A 20425-nucleotide genomic window follows, 5' to 3' on the forward strand; every position below is an offset into this window, starting at 1 on the left:
GGCAGCGGCGTTCCGGCAGCACCCTTCCGGCAGCGGCGCTCCGGCGGGTGTTCGGCAGCGGCGTTCCGCGGTCGCGCGCGGGCAACCGTGCCCCGACGGCCGCGGTCGAGGCGGTTCGAGGCCGGGGATCCTCACCACACATCGGCCGCCTACGCGGCTGTCGGCCGCCCCCGGCGAGACGCGCCGGCGCTGACGGCGGCCCGGAGGCCCCTCGGAACCGCGGGCCGGGACCCGTGCCCGCGCGCACTAGGATCGGCGTCCTGATGACTGCCACCCTCGTCGCCAAGAATCTCGCCGCCGGACACGGTGACCGCTCCCTGTTCTCCGGCCTCGACCTGGTCGTCGCCCCTGGCGATGTGATCGGCCTGGTCGGGGCGAACGGCGCCGGAAAGTCCACCCTGCTGCGGCTGCTCGCCGGGCTCGCCGCACCGGAGCAGGGCGAGATCAGACTGTCCCCGCCCACGGCGACCGTCGGCCACCTCCCGCAGGAGCCCGAGCGCCGCCCCGGTGAGACGGTCCGGGCGTTCCTGGCCCGCCGCACCGGCGTCACCGAGGCCCAGCGGATCATGGACGAGGCCACCCAGGCCCTGGTCGACGGAGCACCCGGCGCGGACGACGCGTACGCGACGAGCCTGGAGCGCTGGCTGGACCTCGGCGGCGCGGACCTCGACGAACGCGCCGAGGAGGTCGCCGACTCCCTCGGTCTCGCCGTGGACCTGGACCAGCCGATGACCGCCCTGTCCGGCGGCCAGGCGGCTCGCGCGGGCCTCGCCTCACTGCTGCTGTCCCGCTACGACGTCTTCCTGCTGGACGAGCCCACCAACGACCTCGACCTGGACGGCCTGGAGCGCCTGGAGCGCTTCGTCACCGGCCTGCGCGCCGGCACGGTCGTCATCAGCCACGACCGCGAGTTCCTCACCCGCACCGTCACCAAGGTCCTCGAACTCGACCTCGCCCAGCAGCAGATCACCCTCTACGGCGGCGGCTACGAGGCATACCTGGAGGAACGCGAGGTCGCCCGCCGGCACGCCCGCGAGGACTACGAGGAGTACGCCGACAAGAAGGCCGCCCTCCAGGACCGCGCCCAGATGCAGCGCGCCTGGATGGACAAGGGCGTCAAGAACGCCCGGCGCAAGGCGGGCGGCGACAACGACAAGATCGGCCGCAAGTTCCGCAGCGAGGCCAGCGAGAAGCAGGCGGCCAAGGCCCGCCAGACCCAGCGCATGATCGAACGCCTGGACGTCGTCGAGGAGCCCCGCAAGGAGTGGGAGCTGCGCATGGAGATCGCCTCCGCCCCGCGCTCCGGCGCGGTCGTGGCGACGCTCCGGGACGCCGAGGTCCGCCGCGGCGACTTCACCTTCGGCCCGGTGACCCTCCAGATCGACTGGGCCGACCGCGTCGCGGTGACCGGCGCCAACGGCGCGGGCAAGTCGACCCTGCTCGGCGCGCTGCTGGGCCGCGTCCCGCTCGACGCCGGCCACGCGGCGCTCGGCTCGGGCGTCCTGGTCGGCGAGGTCGACCAGGCCCGCAAGCTGTTCCACGGCCCGGAGACGCTGCTGGACGCCTTCCGCGCCGCCGTCCCCGACACCGAGCCGGTCGAGGTGCGCACCCTCCTGGCCAAGTTCGGCCTGAAGTCGGACCACGTGCTGCGCCCCGCCGCCACCCTCTCACCCGGCGAACGCACCCGCGCCGCCCTCGCCCTCCTCCAGGGCAAGGGCGTCAACCTGCTCGTCCTCGACGAGCCGACGAACCACCTCGACCTCCCCGCCATCGAGCAACTGGAGTCCGCCCTCGACGCCTACGAGGGCACCCTCCTCCTGGTCACCCACGACCGCCGCATGCTCGACGCCGTCCACGTCACCCGCCGTCTGGAGGTCGCCGACGGCAAGGTGACCGAACGCTAGGTGCCGGGAGCCCGGCCGATCGACGTGATCTCTCCGGGGGTCACGGCCTGCCCTTGAGCAGCGCGCACACGAAGTCCTCCTGCACCGCGCGCAGCCGTCGCAGCAGCTCCGGGGCCTGCGTCTGGTTGATCTGGCTGGTGGTGGAGAAGGTCAGCGACCGGCGCCCGTCGGGTGTGGCCGCGATCAGCTGGGTGTAGCCGGCCGTGTTGCCGGTGTGCCCGAGGACGACCCCGCACCGGGTGGTGTACCGGAACAGCGCCAGCCCGGCGTCGTTGCGGCCCGGCCCCGCCGGCTCGGACGCGCCGCCCGCGATCCAGCGGCGCTGCGCCCGCACGAGGTCGGGGCCGTAGAGCCTGCCGCTCGCGTAGCCGCGTACGAAGCGGGTCATGTCGGCGGGCGTGGACACGATCCCGCCGGAGGCCCACACGCCGGACATGCCGATGAGCTCGCTGACGTCCTCCGGGGGATCGGCCGGGCTCAAGTCGTAGCCGTGCAGATACGGCTCCCGCATCCGGAACCCCTGCGGCAGGCTGGTGCGGTGCAGGCCCAGCGGGCGGTACACCAGCTCCTCCAGCAGCCGTTCGTACCGCTCGCCGGTGGCCGCCTCCGCCATCAGGGCGACGGCGATGTTGTCGGAGTTGGAGTACTGGTAGCGGCTGCCCGGCGGGAACAGCAGCCGGCGGCCCGCGAAGTCCAGCAGCCGGCGCGAGTCGAAGCGGTGCCGGGGGTCGGCGCGCAGGATCGCCACGAACCGCTCGCTCCGCGAGTAGTCGGGCAGGCCGCTGGTGTGGTTGAGCAGCTGCCGCAGCGTCACCTTGTGCCACGCCTTCGGCAGCTGCGGCAGCCAGGTACCGATGGTGTGCCCGAGGCGCAGATCACCCAGCCGCACGAGGGACAGCGCGACCGCGCCGCTGAACGCCTTGGCGGTGCTGGCGATGCGCATGTGATCGTGCGGCTGCGGCGGGCGGCCGGTCTCCAGGTCGGCGACGCCCGCGCGGACGACCCTGGCCCGGTGCTCGTCCCGCAGGACCGCGATCACTCCGGGGGGACCGCCCGGAGTGCGCACCAGCGCCTCCAGCCGCCGCTGCAACCCGGCGTCCGCGGGTGACGGTTCCGGATGCCCGGCCGCTGTCGCGGGGGCGGGGGACAGGAGGCTGAGACAGAGCGCGACCAGGGACGCGGCAGCGGCCGGGGCAGGGCGACGGGGCATCGATCACTCCGATACGGCGACGACGGGGCGTCCAGCGTCACCCCGTCCCGCCCGCCGCGCTCGCCGTCACTGCTGCACCCGGCCCAACGGCAGCGCCACCGAGGGGCGCGGGGAACCGCGCGACCGGCCACACGGACCCGCAGCCCCCACGCCCCTCTGCTCCCAGGGACTACTTCTTGGGATCCACCAGCCCGGCCCGGCGCAGAGCGTCGACCATCGCGCTGTTGGCAGGCGGCGGCGGAGCCTGCCGCGCCCCGCCCCGGCCGCCGCCCTTCTGCCGCTGCTGCGGCGGACGCCCGCCCCGCTGCGGCCGGCGCTCGCCGCCGGCGGGCTGGGCCTCGTCGTCCAGCCGCAGCGTCAGCGAGATCCGCTTGCGCGGGATGTCCACGTCGAGGACCTTCACCTTGACGATGTCACCCGGCTTGACCACGTCCCGCGGGTCCTTCACGAACGTCCTGGACATCGCCGAGACATGCACGAGCCCGTCCTGGTGGACACCGACGTCCACGAACGCGCCGAACGCGGCCACATTGGTGACCACGCCCTCCAGGACCATCCCGGACTCCAGGTCGGAGATCTTCTCCACGCCCTCCTTGAAGGTGGCGGTCCTGAAGGCGGGCCGCGGGTCGCGCCCCGGCTTCTCCAGCTCCTTGAGGATGTCGGTGACGGTCGGCAGACCGAACGTCTCGTCCACGAACTCGGCCGGCTTCAGCGAGCGCAGCAGCGCCGTGTTGCCGATCAGCGAGGCCACCTCCTGACCCGTGGCCTTCACCATCCGCCGGACCACCGGGTACGCCTCCGGGTGCACGCTGGAGAAGTCCAGCGGGTCGTCGCCGCCCCGGATCCGCAGGAAGCCCGCGCACTGCTCGTACGCCTTGGGGCCGAGCCGCGGCACCTTCTTCAGCTCCGCGCGGGACCTGAACGGGCCGTTGGCGTCGCGGTGCGCCACGATGTTCTCGGCGAGGCCGGAGGAGATGCCGGACACGCGCGCGAGCAGCGGCGCGGAGGCGGTGTTGACGTCCACGCCGACGCCGTTCACACAGTCCTCGACCACCGCGTCCAGCGAACGCGACAGCTTCACCTCGGACAGATCGTGCTGGTACTGGCCGACGCCGATCGACTTGGGGTCGATCTTGACCAGCTCGGCCAGCGGGTCCTGCAGGCGGCGGGCGATCGACACCGCGCCCCGCAGGGACACGTCCATGTCCGGCAGCTCCTGGGAGGCGAACGCGGACGCCGAGTACACCGAGGCGCCCGCCTCGGACACCATCACCTTGGTGAGCTTCAACTCCGGGTGCTTGGCGATCAGTTCACCGGCGAGCTTGTCGGTCTCGCGGGACGCGGTGCCGTTGCCGATCGCGATCAGCTCGACCGCGTGCTCCTTCGCCAGGCGCGCCAGCCTGGCGATCGCCTCGTCCCAGCGGTTGGCCGGGACATGCGGGTGGATCACGTCCGTGGCGACGACCTTGCCGGTCGCGTCGACGACGGCCACCTTCACGCCGGTACGGAACCCGGGGTCCAGGCCCAGGGTCGCGCGGGTGCCGGCCGGGGCGGCCAGCAGCAGGTCGCGCAGGTTGGCGGCGAACACCCTGACGGCCTCGTCCTCGGCGGCCGTGCGCAGCCTCAGGCGCAGGTCGATGCCGAGGTGGACCAGGATGCGGGTGCGCCACGCCCAGCGGACCGTGTCGGTGAGCCACTTGTCGCCGGGGCGGCCGCGGTCGGCGATCCCGAACCTCGCGGCCACCATCCCCTCGTACGACGAAGGACCCTCGGTGGGCTCCTCCGGCTCCAGGACGAGGTCGAGGACCTCTTCCTTCTCGCCGCGCAGCATCGCCAGGACGCGGTGCGAGGGCAGCTCGGTGAACGGCTCGGCGAAGTCGAAGTAGTCGGCGAACTTGGCGCCCGCCTCCTCCTTGCCCTCGCGCACCTTCGCCGCCAGCCGGCCGCGCTTCCACATCCGCTCGCGCAGCTCGCCGATCAGGTCGGCGTCCTCCGAGAAACGCTCGGTGAGGATCGCGCGGGCGCCGTCCAGCGCGGCCTGCGGATCGGCGACGCCCTTGTCGGCGTCGACGAAGGCCGCGGCCGCGGCCGGCGGTTCCACGCTCGGGTCGCCGAGCAGCCCGTCCGCCAGCGGCTCCAGGCCGGCCTCGCGGGCGATCTGCGCCTTGGTGCGCCGCTTGGGCTTGTAGGGCAGATAGATGTCCTCCAGGCGCGCCTTGGTCTCCGCGCCCAGGATCCGCGCCTGAAGTTCCTCGGTGAGCTTGCCCTGCTCACGCACCGACTCCAGGATCGCCGTGCGGCGCTCCTCCAGCTCCCGCAGATAGCGCAGCCGCTCCTCGATCGTGCGCAGCTGCGCATCGTCGAGCATCTCGGTCGCTTCCTTGCGGTAGCGGGCGATGAAGGGCACCGTCGAACCGCCGTCGAGCAGCTCGACGGCGGCCTTGACCTGCCGCTCCCTGACGCCGAGCTCCTCGGCGATCCTGCCTTCGATGGACCCTGCCACGAGGGACCCGGGTGTCGTCACGATCCCGTACCGCCTTCTCCACTTCGGGTTGCGCGGCAATTGTGGCAGGTGGCACCGACAGCACGGGATCAGGGCAGGCGGACGGGCGTGGCAGGCGCGTCAGACATGGCGCGCGCCGCGCCGGCCGCTCGACGAGGCACCGCCGAAGAGCCGGGCCAGCGCACGGAACGGGAGCGTCACCACGGTGGCGACCGCGCCGCCGATCTGCCGCAGAACGTCCGCAATCGCTCGGAACACGTCACACCTCTTTCTTCACGGGCCAAGAACGCCCTCCGGGTACCGCGCGCCCCGCCGGGCACACATGGCGGGAGAGACGGGCTGCTCGTCAGTGCGGCCATCACACCGCCCCGAAGAGTCGAGGGCATGCAGCGAACCGTGCTCGTGGTCCGTCGCGGGGGCCGGGAGCCGCGCTCCGGGCGGTACGGGATCCGTACGGCGTCGCTGGACGGCGGCCCCGTGCGCACGTCCCTCGGACTGACCCTCGTACCGGATCTCGCCCTGGCGGACGCGGGCGGGCCGGCCCTGCTGCTGGTGCCGGGCGGGAGAGGCACCCGGCCGGAGCCCGGCGTCGACGCCACCCGGTCGTCGTGCGGGACGCGCAGGTGTGCGCCTCGGCCGGGGCACGGCAGGAGCCGGTTCCCGCTGACGTGAGACGGCGCCTCAGCCCGGTGTGGTCCAGGTGAAGCGCGGCTGCCTGCGCTCCAGGAACGCGGCGACGCCCTCCGCGGTGTCGCCGCTGCCGCGCGCCTGCGCGGCCCAGTGCGCGTCGCGGTCGGTGCGGCCGTCGGCGAACTCCTTGGCGGCGGCCTGCGTCAGCTGCGAACGCGAGACCAGGATCCGGGTGAACTCGGCGACCCGCTTGGCGAGTTCGCCCTCCGGCAGCACCTCGTCCACCAGCCCCGTGCTCAGCGCCCGCCGGGCGTCGATCAACTCGCCGGAGAACAGCAGGTACTTGGCGGTGGCCGGCCCCACCAGCGACACCAGCCGCCGGGTGGACGACGACGGATAGACGATCCCCAGCTTCGCCGGTGTCACCCCGAACAGCGCGCCCTCCTCCGCGAACCGCAGATCGCAGGCGGCCGCCAACTGCGACCCGCCGCCCACACAGTGCCCCCGGATCGCCGCCAGCGTCGGCCGCGGGAACGCGGCCAGCGCCTCCTCGGCCCGTACCGCCAGTTCCTGCGCCTCGCGCGGCGAGCCCTGCAGCGTGGAGATGTCCGCTCCCGCGCAGAAGGTGCCGCCCTCCCCGGTCAGCACCAGCGCCCGTACGCCCGGATCGGCGGCCAGGGACGTCAGCAGCGGGGGCAGCGCGGCCCACATCGCCGCGGTCATGGCATTGCGCTTGGCCGGGTGGTGCACGACGACGGTGGCCACGGAATCGGTGACGCTGTGCAGCAGCTGGGGCTCCATGAGCGGATGCTAGCCCGGCCCCGCGCCCGCGCCCTGTGGGGCTGATCACGGTGCCCGCACGGCGCCGGCAGGGGCCTGATCGCGCGGCGGGGAAGAACCCCCGGCAAAAAGGGCGAGGCCGCCCGCAAACCCGTACAACCCGAAAAGTTCGCGAAGTCGGCACCAGGGACACAGGACCAGTCCCACAACTGACCGTGTCATACGCCAACGGTCAGAAACGCTCGATAGTCGCTGACTTGTGTTCAGTCATCCGGAGCGGAGCGACTGATTACCAACACTCGACGTGTGGTGACAATCGAGCGCGAGGGTGGCGACCGGACGATGGAGACCCACGGGCGCGGGACCGGCCCACGCCCAGCAGGCGGCGCGGACGCGCCTCTTCCGACGGGTCCCTCGGATCCGTTGCCGTACGAAGGCGTCTGGCGGTTCACCGCTCCGGCCGTGGACGCCTCGGTCCCGCAGGCGCGGCACGCCGTGCGGGACCTGCTGTACCGACAGGGCGTGCCCGTCTCGGAGGACCTGGTCCAGGGGCTGCTGCTGATCGTCTCGGAGCTGGCGACCAACGCCGTGCGGCACGCGGCCCTGCTGTCGCCGATGCTGGCGGTGGAGGTCGCGGTCGGCGCGGAGTGGGTGCGGGTGTCCGTCGAGGACGACCACCCCTACCGCCCGACCGCGCTGGAGGCCGACCACGGCCAGACCGGCGGCCGGGGACTGCTCCTGGTGCGGGAGATCGCCCGGGAGGCGGGCGGCGTGTGCGACGTCGAGCACACCGCGAGCGGCGGCAAGGTGATCTGGGCCGCCCTGCCGCTCAAGCCCGTCGCACAGCCCTGAGGCTCACCAGCCGGAGGACTCGCCCGTCAGCTCTCGGACCGCGGGGCGCGCGGCGTCCAGCACGGTCATGAACCAGGAGGAGAACACGTCCCGCGCGTGCCGCTCGGCGAGCTCCCCGGGCGTCACGAAGGCCGTGTCGCCGACCTCCTCCGGGTCCGGCCGCAGCGGGGACTGCACCAGGCCGACGAAGAGGTGGTTGTACTCCTGTTCCACCAGGCCCGAGGCCGGGTCCGGGTGGTTGTAGCGGACCGTGCCCGCCTCGGCCATCAGCGAAGGGGAGGCCCCCAGCTCCTCGTACGTGCGCCGGGCCGCGGCCGCGAAGGGCGCCTCACCCGGATAGGGGTGGCCGCAGCAGGTGTTGGACCACACACCGGGGGAGTGGTACTTGCCCAGCGCGCGCTGCTGGAGCAGCAGCCGGCCGCGGTCGTCGAAGAGGAACACCGAGAACGCGCGGTGCAGCTGTCCCGGCGGCTGGTGGGCGGCGAGCTTCTCCGCGGTGCCGATCGTCACGCCGTTCTCGTCGACGAGCTCCAGCAAGATCGCTTCAGCGGTGCCCTGGGACGCGTGGTGCGTCGCGGTGGCAGGTGTGATCGGCATACCCATCCTTCGCCTCGGTCCTCGCGCCCCAGTCTGCCGTACGCGGCCCGGCGCGCCCGGCACTGCGCGCGGCCGGTACGTCGCGGGGGACGCCCCGATGGACGATCATGCCCGGGCGTCCGGTCCCGGAATCCCGAGCCCGCCCCCGACATGCCGTGCCGTGCGGGTCAGTGGCACAGACGGGACTCGTGCTCGGCGTGGCCGCCCGGCTCCAGCTGGAAGGTGCAGTGCTCCACGTCGAAGTGGTCGCCGAGACAGCCCTGGAGCTCGTGCAGCATCTTCTCGTAGCCGATCGCGTTCAGGACGTCCGAGCGCACCACCACATGGGCGGAGAGCACCGGCATCCCGGAGGTGATGGTCCAGGCGTGCAGGTCGTGGACGTCCTCGACGCCGTCCAGGTCCAGGATGTGCTCCCTGACCTCGGCCATGTCGACGCCCTTGGGGGCCGACTCCAGGAGCACGTCCAGGGTCTCGCGCAGCAGGCGCACGGTCCGCGGGACGATCATCAGGCCGATCACCAGGGAGGCGATCGGGTCGGCGGGCTGCCAGCCGGTCGTGAGGATCACGGCGGCCGAGATCAGCACCGCGACCGAGCCCAGCGCGTCGGCCGCGACCTCCAGGAAGGCGCCGCGCACATTGAGGCTGTCCTGGCTGCCGCGCATCAGCAGGCTCAGGGAGACCATGTTCGCGGCGAGGCCGACCAGCGCGAAGACGATCGTCAGGCCGCCCTCCGTACCGGCCGGCGTGATGAACCGCTCGATCGCCTCGTACAGGACGTAGCCGCCGACGCCGAGCAGCAGCAGACAGTTGGCGAGCGCCGCGAGGATCTCCGCGCGGGCGTAGCCGAAGGTGCGCCGCGGTGTGGCCGGCAGGCTCGCGAAGCGGATCGCCAGCAGGGCCATGCCGAGGCCGAGGGCGTCGGTCGCCATGTGCGCGGCGTCCGCGATCAGGGCCAGGGAGTCCGCGAGCACACCGCCGACGATCTCCACCACCATCACGCTCAGCGTGATGCCGAGCGCGATGCTCAGCCGTCCGCGGTACGCCGCGGTCGCGGTACCGCCCGGTGCGGCGTGTCCGTGCCCGTGCCCGTGGTCATGCCCAGCCCCCATGGGAACCGCCCTTCCGTGATCGACCGCGACACAGTCAACTACGGGGAGGGGGTATGCGCAACGCGGCACTGAACACCGTTGTCATGTGCCCTGACCTGCGAAAACGAAGGGCAGGTCAGAGGGTGTGGGTAAGGCGCGTCAGCGTCCGTGGGGCTGCGGGGCGGCGTCCGCCGGGCCACGCGGGTCAGCGGCCGTGGTGGTGCAGCCACCCCTGCCACGCCGACTCGACCATCTCCCGCACCCCGTGCCGGGCGGTCCAGCCCAGTTCCTTCGCGGCGAGGGCGGGGGAGGCGACCGCGCGGGGCGCGTCACCGGGGCGGCGGCCCTCGACCACGGCCGGCCGGGTGTCGCCGGTGACCTCGCCGATCAGGGTGACCAGCTCGCGCACGGAGACGCCCTCGCCGCGTCCGATGTTGACCGTGAGGTCGCCCCTCGTTCCGGGGGAGCTCAGCCGCCGGACCGCCGCGAGGTGGGCGTCGGCGAGGTCGCGGATGTGGATGTAGTCGCGGATACAGGTGCCGTCCGGCGTCGGATAGTCGTCGCCGAAGATCCGCGGGGCCTCGTCGCGGGTGAGCCGGTCGAAGACCATCGGCACGATGTTGAACACCCCGGTGTCGGCGAGCTCGGGCGCGGCCGTGCCCGCCACATTGAAGTAGCGCAGGCAGGTCGTCGCGATGCCGTGCGCCCGGCCCGCCGCCCGCACCAGCCACTCGCCCGCCAGCTTGGTCTCGCCGTAGGGGTTCACCGGCGCGCACGGGGTGTCCTCCGTGATGAGGTCCACATCGGGCGTGCCGTAGACGGCCGCGGAGGAGGAGAAGAGGAAACGGGTGATTCCCGCCTGCGCGACGGCGTCCAGGAGCGTGGCGAGTCCGCCCACGTTCTCCGCGTAGTACCAGGTGGGGCGGGCCACCGACTCCGCGACCTGCTTGCGTGCCGCGAGATGCACCACCCCCGTGACCTCGTGCTCGGCCAGGACCCGTCGCAGCAGGTCCGCGTCCAGCGCCGAGCCCCGGACCAGCGGGATGCCGGCGGGCAGCCGCGCGGGGACCCCGGCGGAGAGGTCGTCCAGGGCGACCACGCGCTCCCCGGCGTCCGTCATGGCCCGCGCCACATGAGCCCCGATGTATCCGGCACCGCCGGTTATCAGCCACGTCATGGTGGCCCACCCTAAGCCGACTCCCGGCCGGCGAGCCGCCCGCCCCGAGCTGGCCCCCCGGCTCACGCGCCGCCCGCCCGTGCCCGCGCACTCCGGGACCGGACCGGCGTATGCCGCGTATGTCCGTTCTGGGACCGTGGTTTTGTGTGCTCGGCCCCGGATCACCGATGATGATCGCGACGGAGGCGGCGAGCAGACCGCGTCGACCGGACCGTGAACGGCCGGTGAACGCGGCTTTCCCGGCATCCGATAGCCTCTGCCGACATGCCGCCCGCCTGGTGCAGCCAAGGGGCGCCCCCATCATGTACATGACCGGCGCGACGCGTCGGGACCCAGGGAGTGAGTTCGGTTGCCGACCGCCATCCTCACCGGTCAGCCGGTCCCCGGATCGTCGATCGAGGGCGATCTGCGGTCCCTCGGCTTCGACGTCCGCGTGGCCTCCGGCGCCGACGACGCCGCGAGCCTGGTGGCGCAGGTCCCGGCGGACCAGCGGGTCGCGGTCGTCGACCCCCGCTTCGTCGGGCACGTCCACGCCCTGCGCCTCGGTCTGACCGACCCCCGCTTCCCGCTCGCCGCCGTGCCCGGCGCCGTCACCGCCCAGCCGGCCGGCCGCCCGGCCCTGAGCCGGGCCCTGACCCGCGAGAGCGCCGAGAACACCGGCACGCTCGCCGTCGACAGCCTCGCCGACCGCCTGGTCACCGCCCTGGACGCGGACGGCGCCGCCGTGCACCGCCCCGAGCTGGGCTCCCTCGTCGCCACCGTCCCCGCCGACCCGCAGGCCCGCAACGAGGCCCGGCAGGCCGTGACCGCCGTCGACGACGAGGCCGTACGCCTGAAGTCGGCGGTGAAGGCCCGCGACGGCTTCTTCACCACCTTCTTCATCAGCCCCTACTCCCGGTACCTCGCCCGCTGGTGCGCCCGCCGCGGTCTGACCCCCAACCAGGTCACCACCGCCTCGCTCGTCACCGCGCTGATCGCGGCCGGCTGCGCGGCCACCGGCACCCGCGGCGGCTTCGTCGCGGCCGGCCTGCTGCTGCTCTTCTCCTTCGTGCTGGACTGCACCGACGGCCAGCTCGCCCGCTACTCCCTGCAGTACTCCACGCTCGGCGCCTGGCTCGACGCCACCTTCGACCGGGCCAAGGAGTACGCCTACTACGCCGGCCTCGCCCTGGGAGCCGCCCGCGGCGGCGACGACGTCTGGGCCCTCGCCCTCGGCGCGATGATCCTCCAGACCTGCCGGCACGTCGTGGACTTCTCCTTCAACGAGGCCAACCACGACGCCACCGCCAACACCAGCCCCACCGCCGCCCTCTCCGACAAGCTGGACAGCGTCGGCTGGACGGTGTGGGTGCGCCGGATGATCGTGCTGCCGATCGGCGAGCGCTGGGCGATGATCGCGGTCCTCACCGCGGTCACCACCCCCCGGATCACCTTCTACGCGCTGCTCGTCGGTTGCGCCTTCGCGGCGGCGTACACCACGGCGGGCCGGGTGCTGCGGTCGCTGACCCGCAAGGCCCGGCGCACCGAGCGGGCGGCCAGGGCTCTGGCCGATCTCGCCGACAACGGCCCGCTCGCCGAGGGGCTGAGCAAGGTCGCCTGGCCCCTGAAGACCCCGTTCGCCTCGGCGCTGACCGGCGCCGCCGCGCTCGTGGTCACCACCGCCATCGCCCCGTACGGCAGCCCGCTGCCCGCCCTGGCCGCCGTCTTCTACGTCTGCTTCTCCGCCCTCGCCCTGGCCCGCCCCCTCACCGGCGCCCTCGACTGGCTGGTCCCGCCGTTCTTCCGGGCCGCCGAGTACGGCACCGTGCTGATCCTCGCGGCCAAGGCGGACGTGAGCGGAGCCCTTCCTGCGGCTTTCGGCCTGGTGGCGGCCGTCGCCTACCATCACTACGACACGGTGTACCGCATCCGCGGCAGCGCCGGAGCGCCCCCGGCCTGGCTGGTGCGTGCCGTCGGGGGGCAGGAGGGGCGGACCCTGCTCGTCGCGGTGCTGGCCGCGCTGCTCACCGGTGCGCAGTTCACGGTCGCGCTCACGGCCCTCGCCGTGGCCGTCGCCCTGGTGGTGCTCGTCGAGAGCATCCGCTTCTGGGTCTCCGCGGGAGCCCCAGCCGTACACGATGAAGGAGAACCCGCATGATCGGCCTCGTGCTGGCGGCCGGCGCCGGACGCCGACTGCGCCCCTACACCGACACCCTGCCCAAGGCGCTGGTGCCGGTGGGGCCGGCGGGCATAGAGGGCGAGCCGACGGTCCTGGACCTCACCCTCGGCAACTTCGCCGAGATCGGTCTGACCGAGGTCGCGGTCATCGTCGGCTACCGCAAGGAGGCCGTGTACGCGCGCAAGGCGGCCCTGGAGGCGAAGTACGGCCTGAAGCTCACCCTGATCGACAACGACAAGGCCGAGGAGTGGAACAACGCCTACTCCCTGTGGTGCGGCCGTGACGCCCTCAAGGACGGCGTGATCCTCGCCAACGGCGACACCGTCCACCCGGTCTCCGTCGAGAGGACGCTGCTCGCCGCCCGTGGCGAGGGCAAGAGGATCATCCTCGCCCTGGACACGGTGAAGAGCCTGGCCGACGAGGAGATGAAGGTCGTCGTCGACCCCGACAAGGGCGTCACGAAGATCACCAAGCTGATGGACCCGGCCGAGGCCACCGGCGAGTACATCGGCGTCACCCTCATCGAGGGCGACGCCGCCCCCGAGCTCGTCGACGCGCTGAAGACCGTCTGGGAGACCGACCCGCAGCAGTTCTACGAGCATGGCTACCAGGAGCTCGTGAACCGCGGCTTCCGGATCGACGTGGCGCCGATCGGCGAGGTCGACTGGGTCGAGATCGACAACCACGACGACCTCGCCCGGGGACGGGAGATCGCGTGCCGCTACTGACCCGGCTGATCCCCTCGCCCGTCGTCGTCGACATCCGCCCCGGCGCGCTCGACGACCTCGGCGGGGTCCTGGCCGACGAGCGCATCTCGCACTCGGGCCGGCTCGCCGTCGCCGTCAGCGGCGGCTCCGGCGCCCTGCTCCGCGAGCGGCTCGCGCCCGCCCTGCCCGGCGCCACCTGGTACGAGGTCGGCGGCGGCACCCTCGACGACGCGGTACGGCTGGCCGCCGACATCAAGGCCGGCCACTACGACGCGCTGGTCGGCCTCGGCGGCGGCAAGATCATCGACTGCGCCAAGTTCGCCGCGGCGCGCGTCGGCCTGCCCCTGGTCGCCGTGCCGACGAACCTCGCGCACGACGGCCTGTGCTCCCCGGTCGCGACCCTCGACAACGACGCCGGCCGCGGCTCGTACGGCGTGCCCAACCCGATCGCCGTCGTGATCGACCTGGACGTCATCCGCGAGGCCCCGGCGCGCTTCGTGCGGGCCGGCATCGGCGACGCCGTCTCCAACATCTCCGCGATCGCCGACTGGGAGCTGGCCCACCGGGTCAAGGGCGAGAAGATCGACGGCCTGGCCGCCGCCATCGCCCGGCAGGCCGGCGAGGCCGTGCTGCGCCACCCCGGCTCGGTCGCGGACACCGACTTCCTCCAGGTGCTCGCCGAGGCCCTGGTCCTCAGCGGCATCGCCATGTCGGTGTCGGGCGACTCCCGCCCGTCCTCCGGCGCCTGCCACGAGATCAACCACGCGTTCGACCTGCTGTTCCCCAAGCGCGCGGCCGCCCACGGCGAGCAGTGCGGACTGGGCGCCGCCTTCGCGATGTATCTGCGCGGGGCCCACGAGGAGTCGGCGTACATGGCCCGGGTGCTGCGCCGCCACGGGCTTCCGGTGCTGCCGGAGGAGATCGGCTTCACGACCGACGAGTTCGTCAGGGCCGTGGAGTTCGCCCCGGAGACCCGGCCCGGCCGCTACACGATCCTCGAACACCTCGACCTCACCACCGACCAGATCAAGGACGTCTACGCCGACTATGTCAAGGCCATCGGTAGCTGAACTCCGCCCGGTCGTCCACCCTCCGGGGGTCAAGGACCGGCGCAGCGGTGAGCACTGGATGGGGCGCCTCTACATGCGTGAGGTGTCCCTGCGGGTCACGCGCCACCTGGTGCCCACCCGGGTCACACCCAACCAGCTCACCTACCTGATGACCCTCTTCGGCGTGCTCGCCGCCCCCGCCCTGCTGGTGCCGGGCGTCACGGGCGCCGTGCTCGGCGTGGTCGCGGTGCAGATGTACCTGCTGCTCGACTGCGTGGACGGCGAGGTCGCGCGCTGGAAGAAGCAGTACTCGCTCAACGGCGTGTACCTCGACCGGGTCGGCGCCTACCTCACCGACGCCGCCGTCCTCGTCGGCTTCGGGCTGCGCGCCGCCGACGTGTGGGGCGAGGGCCGCATCGACTGGCTGTGGGCGTTCCTCGGCACCCTCGCCGCGCTCGGCGCGATCCTGATCAAGGCGGAGACCGACCTGGTGGGCGTGGCCCGGCACCAGAACGGGCTGCCCCCGGTCAAGGAGGCCGCCGCCGAGATGCGCTCCTCCGGCATGAAGCTGGCCCGCAAGGCCGCCGCCGCGCTGAAGTTCCACCGCCTCATCCTCGGCATCGAGGCATCGCTGCTGATCCTGGTCCTGGCGATCGCCGACCAGGCGCGCGGCGACCTGTTCTTCTCGCGGCTCGGCGTCGCCGTCCTGGCGGGCATCGCGCTGCTGCAGACGCTGCTGCACCTGGTGTCCATCCTCGCCTCCAGCAGGCTGAAGTGAGCGCCGGTATGAAGGTCGGCGCGGTGATCATCACCATGGGCAACCGCCCCGACGAGCTGCGTGCCCTGATCGACTCGGTCGCCAAGCAGGACGGCGACCCGGTCGAGGTCGTCGTGGTCGGCAACGGCTCGCCCGTCCCGGACGTCCCCGAGGGCGTGCGCACGATCGAACTGCCCGAGAACCTCGGCATCCCCGGCGGCCGCAACGTCGGCATCGAGGCATTCGGCCCCGGCGGCACCGACGTCGACATCCTGCTGTTCCTCGACGACGACGGCCTGCTCGCCCGCACCGACACCGCCGAGCTGTGCCGGCAGGCGTTCGCGGCCGACGACAGGCTGGGCATCATCAGCTTCCGCATCGCCGACCCCGACACCGGCGTCACCCAGCGCCGCCACGTGCCCCGGCTGCGCGCCTCCGACCCGATGCGCTCCTCGCGGGTCACCACCTTCCTCGGCGGCGCCAACGCCGTACGCACCCAGGTCTTCGCCGAGGTCGGCGGGCTCCCGGACGAGTTCTTCTACGCCCATGAGGAGACCGACCTGGCCTGGCGCGCGCTGGACGCGGGCTGGATGATCGACTACCGGTCGGACATGGTCCTCCACCACCCGACGACCGCCCCCTCCCGGCACGCGGTCTACCACCGGATGGTGGCCCGCAACCGCGTCTGGCTGGCCCGCCGCAACCTCCCCGCCCTGCTGGTCCCGGTCTACCTCGGCGTATGGCTGCTGCTGACGCTGCTGCGCAAGCCGTCGGGGCCCGCGCTCAAGGCGTGGTTCGGTGGATTCCGGGAAGGCTGGAGCACGCCCTGCGGTCCGCGCAGGCCGATGAAGTGGCGTACGGTGTGGCGGCTGACCCGACTGGGCCGCCCCCCGGTGATCTGACAAGCTCGACCCTGCGGGCATCGGTGCCGGAACCCCCGGCACCGCCGGGCCCGCACCGGCCGCGCACATCGAAGACGAAAGTTTCCACCCGTGAGTGAGACCACCCAGGACGGCAGGGTCGCGGTGACCGCGCCCCCGTCCCCCGACGAGTCCCTGTCGGCGGCCCAGCTCGCCGAGAAGTACGGCCTGTCCGTCAGCGGCGCCAGGCCCTCGCTCGTCGAGTACGTCCGCCGGCTCTGGGGCCGCCGCCACTTCATCCTGGCCTTCTCCCAGGCGAAGCTGACGGCCCAGTACAGCCAGGCCAAGCTGGGCCAGCTGTGGCAGGTCGTCACCCCGCTGCTGAACGCGGCGGTCTACTTCTTCATCTTCGGTGTGATCCTGGAGGCCGACCGCGGGATGTCCCGCGAGGTCTACATCCCGTTCCTGGTCACCGGCGTGTTCGTGTTCACGTTCACCCAGAGCTCGGTGATGGCGGGCGTACGGGCGATCTCCGGCAACCTGGGTCTGGTGCGCGCGCTGCACTTCCCGCGCGCCTCGCTGCCCATCTCCTTCTCGCTGCAGCAGCTTCAGCAGCTGCTGTTCTCGATGGTCGTGCTGATCGCGGTGACCTGCTCCTTCGGCAGCTACCCGAGCCTGTCCTGGCTGCTGATCGTGCCCGTGCTGGTGCTGCAGTTCCTCTTCAACACCGGCCTCGCCCTGATCATGGCCCGGGCCGGCGCCAAGACGCCCGACCTCGCGCAGCTGATGCCGTTCGTGATGCGGACCTGGATGTACGCCTCCGGTGTGATGTTCTCCATCCCGATCATGCTGAAGGACAAGCCGCAGTGGCTGGCCGACGTTCTCCAGTGGAACCCGGCCGCCATCTACATGGACCTGATGCGCTTCGCGCTGATCGACGGCTACGGCTCCGAGAACCTCCCCGACCACGTCTGGGCGGTGGCGCTCGGCTGGGCCGTGCTCTTCGCGGTCGGCGGCTTCGTGTACTTCTGGAAGGCTGAGGAGAGGTACGGCCGTGGCTGATCTCGACAAGGACGGCAACGGCGGCCCCCGCGTCCCGACCGTCATCGCCGACGAGCTGCACATCGTCTACCGCGTCAACGGCGCCAAGGGCGGCAAGGGCAGCGCGACCGCGGCCCTGAGCCGGATGCTCAAGCGCGGCGAGGAGCGCGGCGTGCGCAAGGTGCACGCCGTCAAGGGCGTCTCCTTCGTCGCCTACCGGGGCGAGGCGATCGGTCTGATCGGCTCCAACGGCTCCGGCAAGTCCACCCTGCTGCGGGCCATCGCCGGTCTGCTGCCCGCGGAGAGCGGCAAGGTCTACACCGACGGCCAGCCCTCCCTGCTCGGCGTCAACGCGGCTCTGATGAACGACCTCACGGGCGAACGCAACGTCATATTGGGCGGGCTCGCCATGGGCATGTCCCGCGAGCAGATCAAGGAGCGCTACCAGGAGATCGTCGACTTCTCCGGCATCAACGAGAAGGGCGACTTCATCACCCTGCCGATGCGCACCTACTCCTCCGGCATGGCCGCCCGGCTGCGGTTCTCCATCGCCGCCGCCAAGGACCACGACGTCCTCATGATCGACGAGGCCCTGGCCACCGGCGACCGCTCCTTCCAGAAGCGCTCCGAGGCCCGCATCCGCGAGCTGCGCAAGCAGGCAGGCACGGTGTTCCTGGTCAGCCACAACAACAAGTCCATCCGCGACACCTGCAACCGTGTGCTGTGGCTGGAGCGCGGCGAGCTGCGCATGGACGGCCCCACCGACGAGGTGCTCAAGGAGTACGAGAAGTTCACCGGCAAGTGATCCGGTGACTCCCGAGGAGCCCCGCCGGAACCGCTCCGGCGGGGCACTGTGCTGCGGACACGGCCACGGGCCGGTCCGGCGGCGCGCAAAGGAAACGTCAACTCCGGCCGGCCCCGGACGCGTTGGCTGCGAAACGGTGTTGTCCTGGGAGGTGCCGGGCACCCCCACGGCCCGGGGCGCGCTGTACGACGTAAGCTGTACCGGTCCCAATCGCGGCAAGTGGGGCGATAACGCGCGACACCGCCCACCGGGGCGGCGCGGTGAGCGCCGGGCGGCGTGTCCGAAATAGTGTGTATTGGGTCCGCAGTGTAGAACGGGAGATGTGACGGCAATGGCTACGGAAACTCCCCGGCTCCGCGAGGCATGCGCCGTCCCCGCCCAGGGTAGCGACCGGTGACCGCACCGGCCGCCGGCGACCCCGAGCGCACCACCCTGGACAAGGCCACCGCCGAGAACTTCCCCGTGGCCCCCTTCTTCCTGCCCCGCGCCTGGCGCACCGACCTCATGGCCGTCTACGGCTTCGCCCGCCTCGTCGACGACATCGGCGACGGCGACCTCGCCCCCGGCGGCGCCGACGCCCGTCTGCTCGGCGTCCCGCCCGAGGCGGCCGAGGACCGCGTGGCCCTGCTGGACGCCTTCGAGGCCGACCTGCGCCGGGTCTTCGACGGCGAACCCCGCCACCCCCTGCTGCGCCGGCTGCAGCCCACCGTCCGCCGCCGCGCGCTCACCCCGGAACCCTTCCTCGGCCTGATCGCCGCCAACCGGCAGGATCAGCTGGTGGGGCGCTACGAGACCTACGAGGACCTGCTCGCCTACTGCGAGCTGTCCGCCAACCCCGTCGGCCGTCTCGTCCTCGCCGTCACCGGCACGGCCACCCCCGAGCGGATCCGCCGCTCCGACGCGATCTGCACCGCGTTGCAGATCGTGGAACACCTCCAGGACGTGGCCGAGGACCTCGGCCGCGACCGGATCTACCTTCCCGCCGCCGACATGAAGCGCTTCCATGTCCAGGAGGCGGACCTCTCGGCGAGGAGCGCGGGCGCGTCGGTACGCGCCCTGGTGGCCTTCGAGGCGCAACGCGCCCGGGATCTGCTGAATGAGGGCACCCCCCTCGTGGGTAGCGTCCACGGCAGGCTGCGGCTGCTGCTCGCAGGGTTCGTGGCAGGGGGAAGGGCGGCGCTGGGCGCCATCGCCGCCGCCGACCACGACGTACTTCCCGGCCCGCCCAAGCCCGGCAGGATTTCGTTGCTGCGTGAGGTGGGCGCCGTTCTGCGAGGAGAGGGGTGATCCGGACCGTGGAGCCCGATCCACAGGTGTCCGCGCCGGTACTCGCCGCCTACCGCTACTGCGAGGCCGTCACCGGACAGCAGGCCCGTAACTTCGCCTACGGGATCCGCCTGCTGCCCGCGGCCGAGCGCCGGGCGATGTCCGCGCTGTACGCGTTCTCGCGGCGCGTCGACGACATCGGCGACGGCGCGCTCGACGCCGACGTCAAGGCGGCCCGGCTGGAGGACACCCGCGCGGTGCTCGCCCGGGTGCGCGCGGGCGTGGTCGAGGAGGACGACACCGACCCGGTCGCGGTCGCCCTCACCCATGCCGCCCAGGTCTTCCCGATCCCGCTCGGCGGGCTCGACGAACTGATCGACGGCGTCCTGATGGACGTACGCGGCGAGACCTACGAGACCTGGGACGACCTCAAGGCGTACTGCCGGCGGGTGGCGGGCGCCATCGGGCGGCTCTCGCTCGGGGTGTTCGGCACCGAACCGGGGGCGCGCGGGGCCGAGCGCGCGCCGGAGTACGCCGACACGCTCGGGCTCGCGCTCCAGCTCACCAACATCCTGCGGGACGTGCGCGAGGACGCCCTGGGCGGGCGCACCTATCTGCCCGCGGACGACCTCGCCAAGTTCGGCTGCTCGGCCGGGTTCGGCGGGGCGAACCCGCCGGAGGGCGCCGACTTCGCGGGCCTGGTGCACTTCGAGGTGCGCCGGGCGCGCGCCCTGTTCGCCGAGGGCTACCGGCTGCTGCCGCTGCTCGACCGGCGCAGCGGCGCGTGTGTCGCGGCCATGGCCGGCATCTACCGCCGCCTGCTGGACCGCATCGAGCGCGACCCGGAGGCGGTGCTGCGCGGCCGCGTCTCCCTGCCCGGTCACGAGAAGGCGTACGTCGCCGTGCGCGGACTCTCCGGGCTCGACACCCGTGATGTGCTCCGGCGCACCGTCAGGAGGCGCGCCTGATGACCCGGCACGGCGAGCGCGGGGCAACCCTGCGCGGACGGGTGGCGTCCCTGACGACAGCGGCTTGTGCACC

At 72.5% G+C, this 20425-nt stretch carries 18 protein-coding genes and 1 pseudogene; 12 read left to right on the plus strand and 7 right to left on the minus strand.

Annotation, left to right across the window (positions count from 1 at the left end; translation table 11 throughout):
* The first annotated feature begins 263 nt into the window (after nt 1-263).
* Nucleotides 264-1904, plus strand: coding sequence for an ABC-F family ATP-binding cassette domain-containing protein (locus ACSU6M_RS28655; protein WP_437073503.1), 1641 nt, complete (start codon nt 264-266; stop codon nt 1902-1904).
* Between the two features lie 40 nt (nt 1905-1944).
* On the opposite strand, the gene ACSU6M_RS28660 is transcribed toward ACSU6M_RS28655, so the two are convergent.
* The 3 genes from ACSU6M_RS28660 to ACSU6M_RS28670 all read right to left on the minus strand — a co-directional run bounded on the left by ACSU6M_RS28660 (nt 1945) and on the right by ACSU6M_RS28670 (nt 5875).
* On the minus strand, nt 1945-3114 hold the full coding sequence (locus ACSU6M_RS28660) for a serine hydrolase domain-containing protein (protein WP_437073504.1): 1170 nt from the start codon (nt 3112-3114) through the stop codon (nt 1945-1947).
* Nucleotides 3115-3283: 169 nt separating this feature from the next.
* On the minus strand, nt 3284-5638 hold the full coding sequence (locus ACSU6M_RS28665) for a Tex family protein (RefSeq protein WP_437073506.1): 2355 nt from the start codon (nt 5636-5638) through the stop codon (nt 3284-3286).
* 99 nt (nt 5639-5737) lie between these two features.
* Entirely contained in the window at nt 5738-5875 is a 138-nt protein-coding gene (locus ACSU6M_RS28670; RefSeq protein WP_399652735.1) for an LPFR motif small protein, read from the minus strand.
* 126 nt (nt 5876-6001) lie between these two features.
* On the opposite strand from ACSU6M_RS28670, the pseudogene ACSU6M_RS28675 reads away from it, so the two are divergent.
* Nucleotides 6002-6202: pseudogene (locus tag ACSU6M_RS28675) on the plus strand (GlxA family transcriptional regulator); the annotation flags it as partial.
* Between the two features lie 96 nt (nt 6203-6298).
* Here the strand turns inward: ACSU6M_RS28675 and ACSU6M_RS28680 are convergent.
* On the minus strand, nt 6299-7048 hold the full coding sequence (locus ACSU6M_RS28680) for an enoyl-CoA hydratase/isomerase family protein (RefSeq protein WP_437073507.1): 750 nt from the start codon (nt 7046-7048) through the stop codon (nt 6299-6301).
* A gap of 321 nt (nt 7049-7369) precedes the next feature.
* On the opposite strand from ACSU6M_RS28680, the gene ACSU6M_RS28685 reads away from it, so the two are divergent.
* Nucleotides 7370-7879 (plus strand): ATP-binding protein, encoded by a 510-nt coding sequence (locus ACSU6M_RS28685; protein ID WP_437075395.1) that lies wholly within the window; start codon nt 7370-7372, stop codon nt 7877-7879.
* A gap of 3 nt (nt 7880-7882) precedes the next feature.
* Here the strand turns inward: ACSU6M_RS28685 and idi are convergent, their stop codons facing one another.
* The 3 genes from idi to galE form a co-directional block, all read right to left on the minus strand.
* Nucleotides 7883-8476, minus strand: coding sequence for an isopentenyl-diphosphate Delta-isomerase (gene idi, locus ACSU6M_RS28690; RefSeq protein ID WP_437073508.1), 594 nt, complete (start codon nt 8474-8476; stop codon nt 7883-7885).
* A 167-nt stretch (nt 8477-8643) separates the two neighbouring features.
* Complete coding sequence (locus ACSU6M_RS28695) at nt 8644-9585, minus strand: cation diffusion facilitator family transporter (RefSeq protein ID WP_437073510.1); 942 nt, start codon at nt 9583-9585, stop codon at nt 8644-8646.
* 184 nt (nt 9586-9769) lie between these two features.
* A complete protein-coding gene (galE, locus tag ACSU6M_RS28700) occupies nt 9770-10741 on the minus strand; it encodes a UDP-glucose 4-epimerase GalE (RefSeq protein ID WP_437073512.1) in 972 nt (323 codons plus the stop codon).
* 349 nt (nt 10742-11090) lie between these two features.
* On the opposite strand from galE, the gene ACSU6M_RS28705 reads away from it, so the two are divergent.
* The 9 genes from ACSU6M_RS28705 (at nt 11091) to hpnD (ending at nt 20352) form a co-directional block, all read left to right on the plus strand.
* Nucleotides 11091-12878: a DUF5941 domain-containing protein gene (locus ACSU6M_RS28705; protein WP_437073513.1), complete on the plus strand. Its 1788-nt coding sequence runs from the start codon at nt 11091-11093 to the stop codon at nt 12876-12878.
* A complete protein-coding gene (locus ACSU6M_RS28710; protein WP_437073515.1) occupies nt 12875-13627 on the plus strand; it encodes a sugar phosphate nucleotidyltransferase in 753 nt (250 codons plus the stop codon). The genes ACSU6M_RS28705 and ACSU6M_RS28710 overlap by 4 nt, the downstream gene beginning before the upstream one ends.
* Nucleotides 13615-14676 (plus strand): iron-containing alcohol dehydrogenase family protein, encoded by a 1062-nt coding sequence (locus ACSU6M_RS28715; protein WP_437073517.1) that lies wholly within the window; start codon nt 13615-13617, stop codon nt 14674-14676. The genes ACSU6M_RS28710 and ACSU6M_RS28715 overlap by 13 nt, the downstream gene beginning before the upstream one ends.
* Nucleotides 14654-15433: a CDP-alcohol phosphatidyltransferase family protein gene (locus tag ACSU6M_RS28720; protein ID WP_437073518.1), complete on the plus strand. Its 780-nt coding sequence runs from the start codon at nt 14654-14656 to the stop codon at nt 15431-15433. Before ACSU6M_RS28715 ends, ACSU6M_RS28720 begins: the two co-directional genes overlap by 23 nt.
* Nucleotides 15434-15441: 8 nt before the next feature.
* On the plus strand, nt 15442-16314 hold the full coding sequence (locus ACSU6M_RS28725) for a glycosyltransferase family 2 protein (protein ID WP_437075397.1): 873 nt from the start codon (nt 15442-15444) through the stop codon (nt 16312-16314).
* A 90-nt stretch (nt 16315-16404) separates the two neighbouring features.
* Nucleotides 16405-17334, plus strand: coding sequence for an ABC transporter permease (locus tag ACSU6M_RS28730; protein WP_437073520.1), 930 nt, complete (start codon nt 16405-16407; stop codon nt 17332-17334).
* Entirely contained in the window at nt 17327-18118 is a 792-nt protein-coding gene (locus ACSU6M_RS28735; protein ID WP_437073522.1) for an ABC transporter ATP-binding protein, read from the plus strand. Before ACSU6M_RS28730 ends, ACSU6M_RS28735 begins: the two co-directional genes overlap by 8 nt.
* Before the next feature lie 393 nt (nt 18119-18511).
* A complete protein-coding gene (hpnC, locus tag ACSU6M_RS28740) occupies nt 18512-19405 on the plus strand; it encodes a squalene synthase HpnC (protein ID WP_437073524.1) in 894 nt (297 codons plus the stop codon).
* Nucleotides 19402-20352 carry a presqualene diphosphate synthase HpnD gene (gene hpnD / locus ACSU6M_RS28745; protein WP_437073525.1) on the plus strand — a complete coding sequence of 317 codons (951 nt, stop codon included), beginning with the start codon at nt 19402-19404 and terminating at the stop codon, nt 20350-20352. The genes hpnC and hpnD overlap by 4 nt, the downstream gene beginning before the upstream one ends.
* The last annotated feature ends 73 nt before the right edge of the window (nt 20353-20425 follow it).

The sequence above is a fragment of the Streptomyces sp. enrichment culture genome (genome assembly GCF_964272895.1).
Classification (GTDB): Bacteria; Actinomycetota; Actinomycetes; order Streptomycetales; family Streptomycetaceae; genus Streptomyces.

What these genes read in the sequence shown, in the direction of transcription:
- ACSU6M_RS28655 (WP_437073503.1), top strand. Translation starts at nt 264, where the DNA reads ATGACTGCCACCCTCGTCGCCAAGAATCTCGCCGCCGGACACGGTGAC.
- ACSU6M_RS28660 (WP_437073504.1), bottom strand. Translation starts at nt 3,114, where the DNA reads ATGCCCCGTCGCCCTGCCCCGGCCGCTGCCGCGTCCCTGGTCGCGCTC.
- ACSU6M_RS28680 (WP_437073507.1), bottom strand. Translation starts at nt 7,048, where the DNA reads ATGGAGCCCCAGCTGCTGCACAGCGTCACCGATTCCGTGGCCACCGTC.
- ACSU6M_RS28685 (WP_437075395.1), top strand. Translation starts at nt 7,370, where the DNA reads ATGGAGACCCACGGGCGCGGGACCGGCCCACGCCCAGCAGGCGGCGCG.
- idi (WP_437073508.1), bottom strand. Translation starts at nt 8,476, where the DNA reads ATGCCGATCACACCTGCCACCGCGACGCACCACGCGTCCCAGGGCACC.
- ACSU6M_RS28695 (WP_437073510.1), bottom strand. Translation starts at nt 9,585, where the DNA reads ATGGGGGCTGGGCATGACCACGGGCACGGGCACGGACACGCCGCACCG.
- galE (WP_437073512.1), bottom strand. Translation starts at nt 10,741, where the DNA reads ATGACGTGGCTGATAACCGGCGGTGCCGGATACATCGGGGCTCATGTG.
- ACSU6M_RS28710 (WP_437073515.1), top strand. Translation starts at nt 12,875, where the DNA reads ATGATCGGCCTCGTGCTGGCGGCCGGCGCCGGACGCCGACTGCGCCCC.
- ACSU6M_RS28720 (WP_437073518.1), top strand. Translation starts at nt 14,654, where the DNA reads ATGTCAAGGCCATCGGTAGCTGAACTCCGCCCGGTCGTCCACCCTCCG.
- ACSU6M_RS28725 (WP_437075397.1), top strand. Translation starts at nt 15,442, where the DNA reads ATGAAGGTCGGCGCGGTGATCATCACCATGGGCAACCGCCCCGACGAG.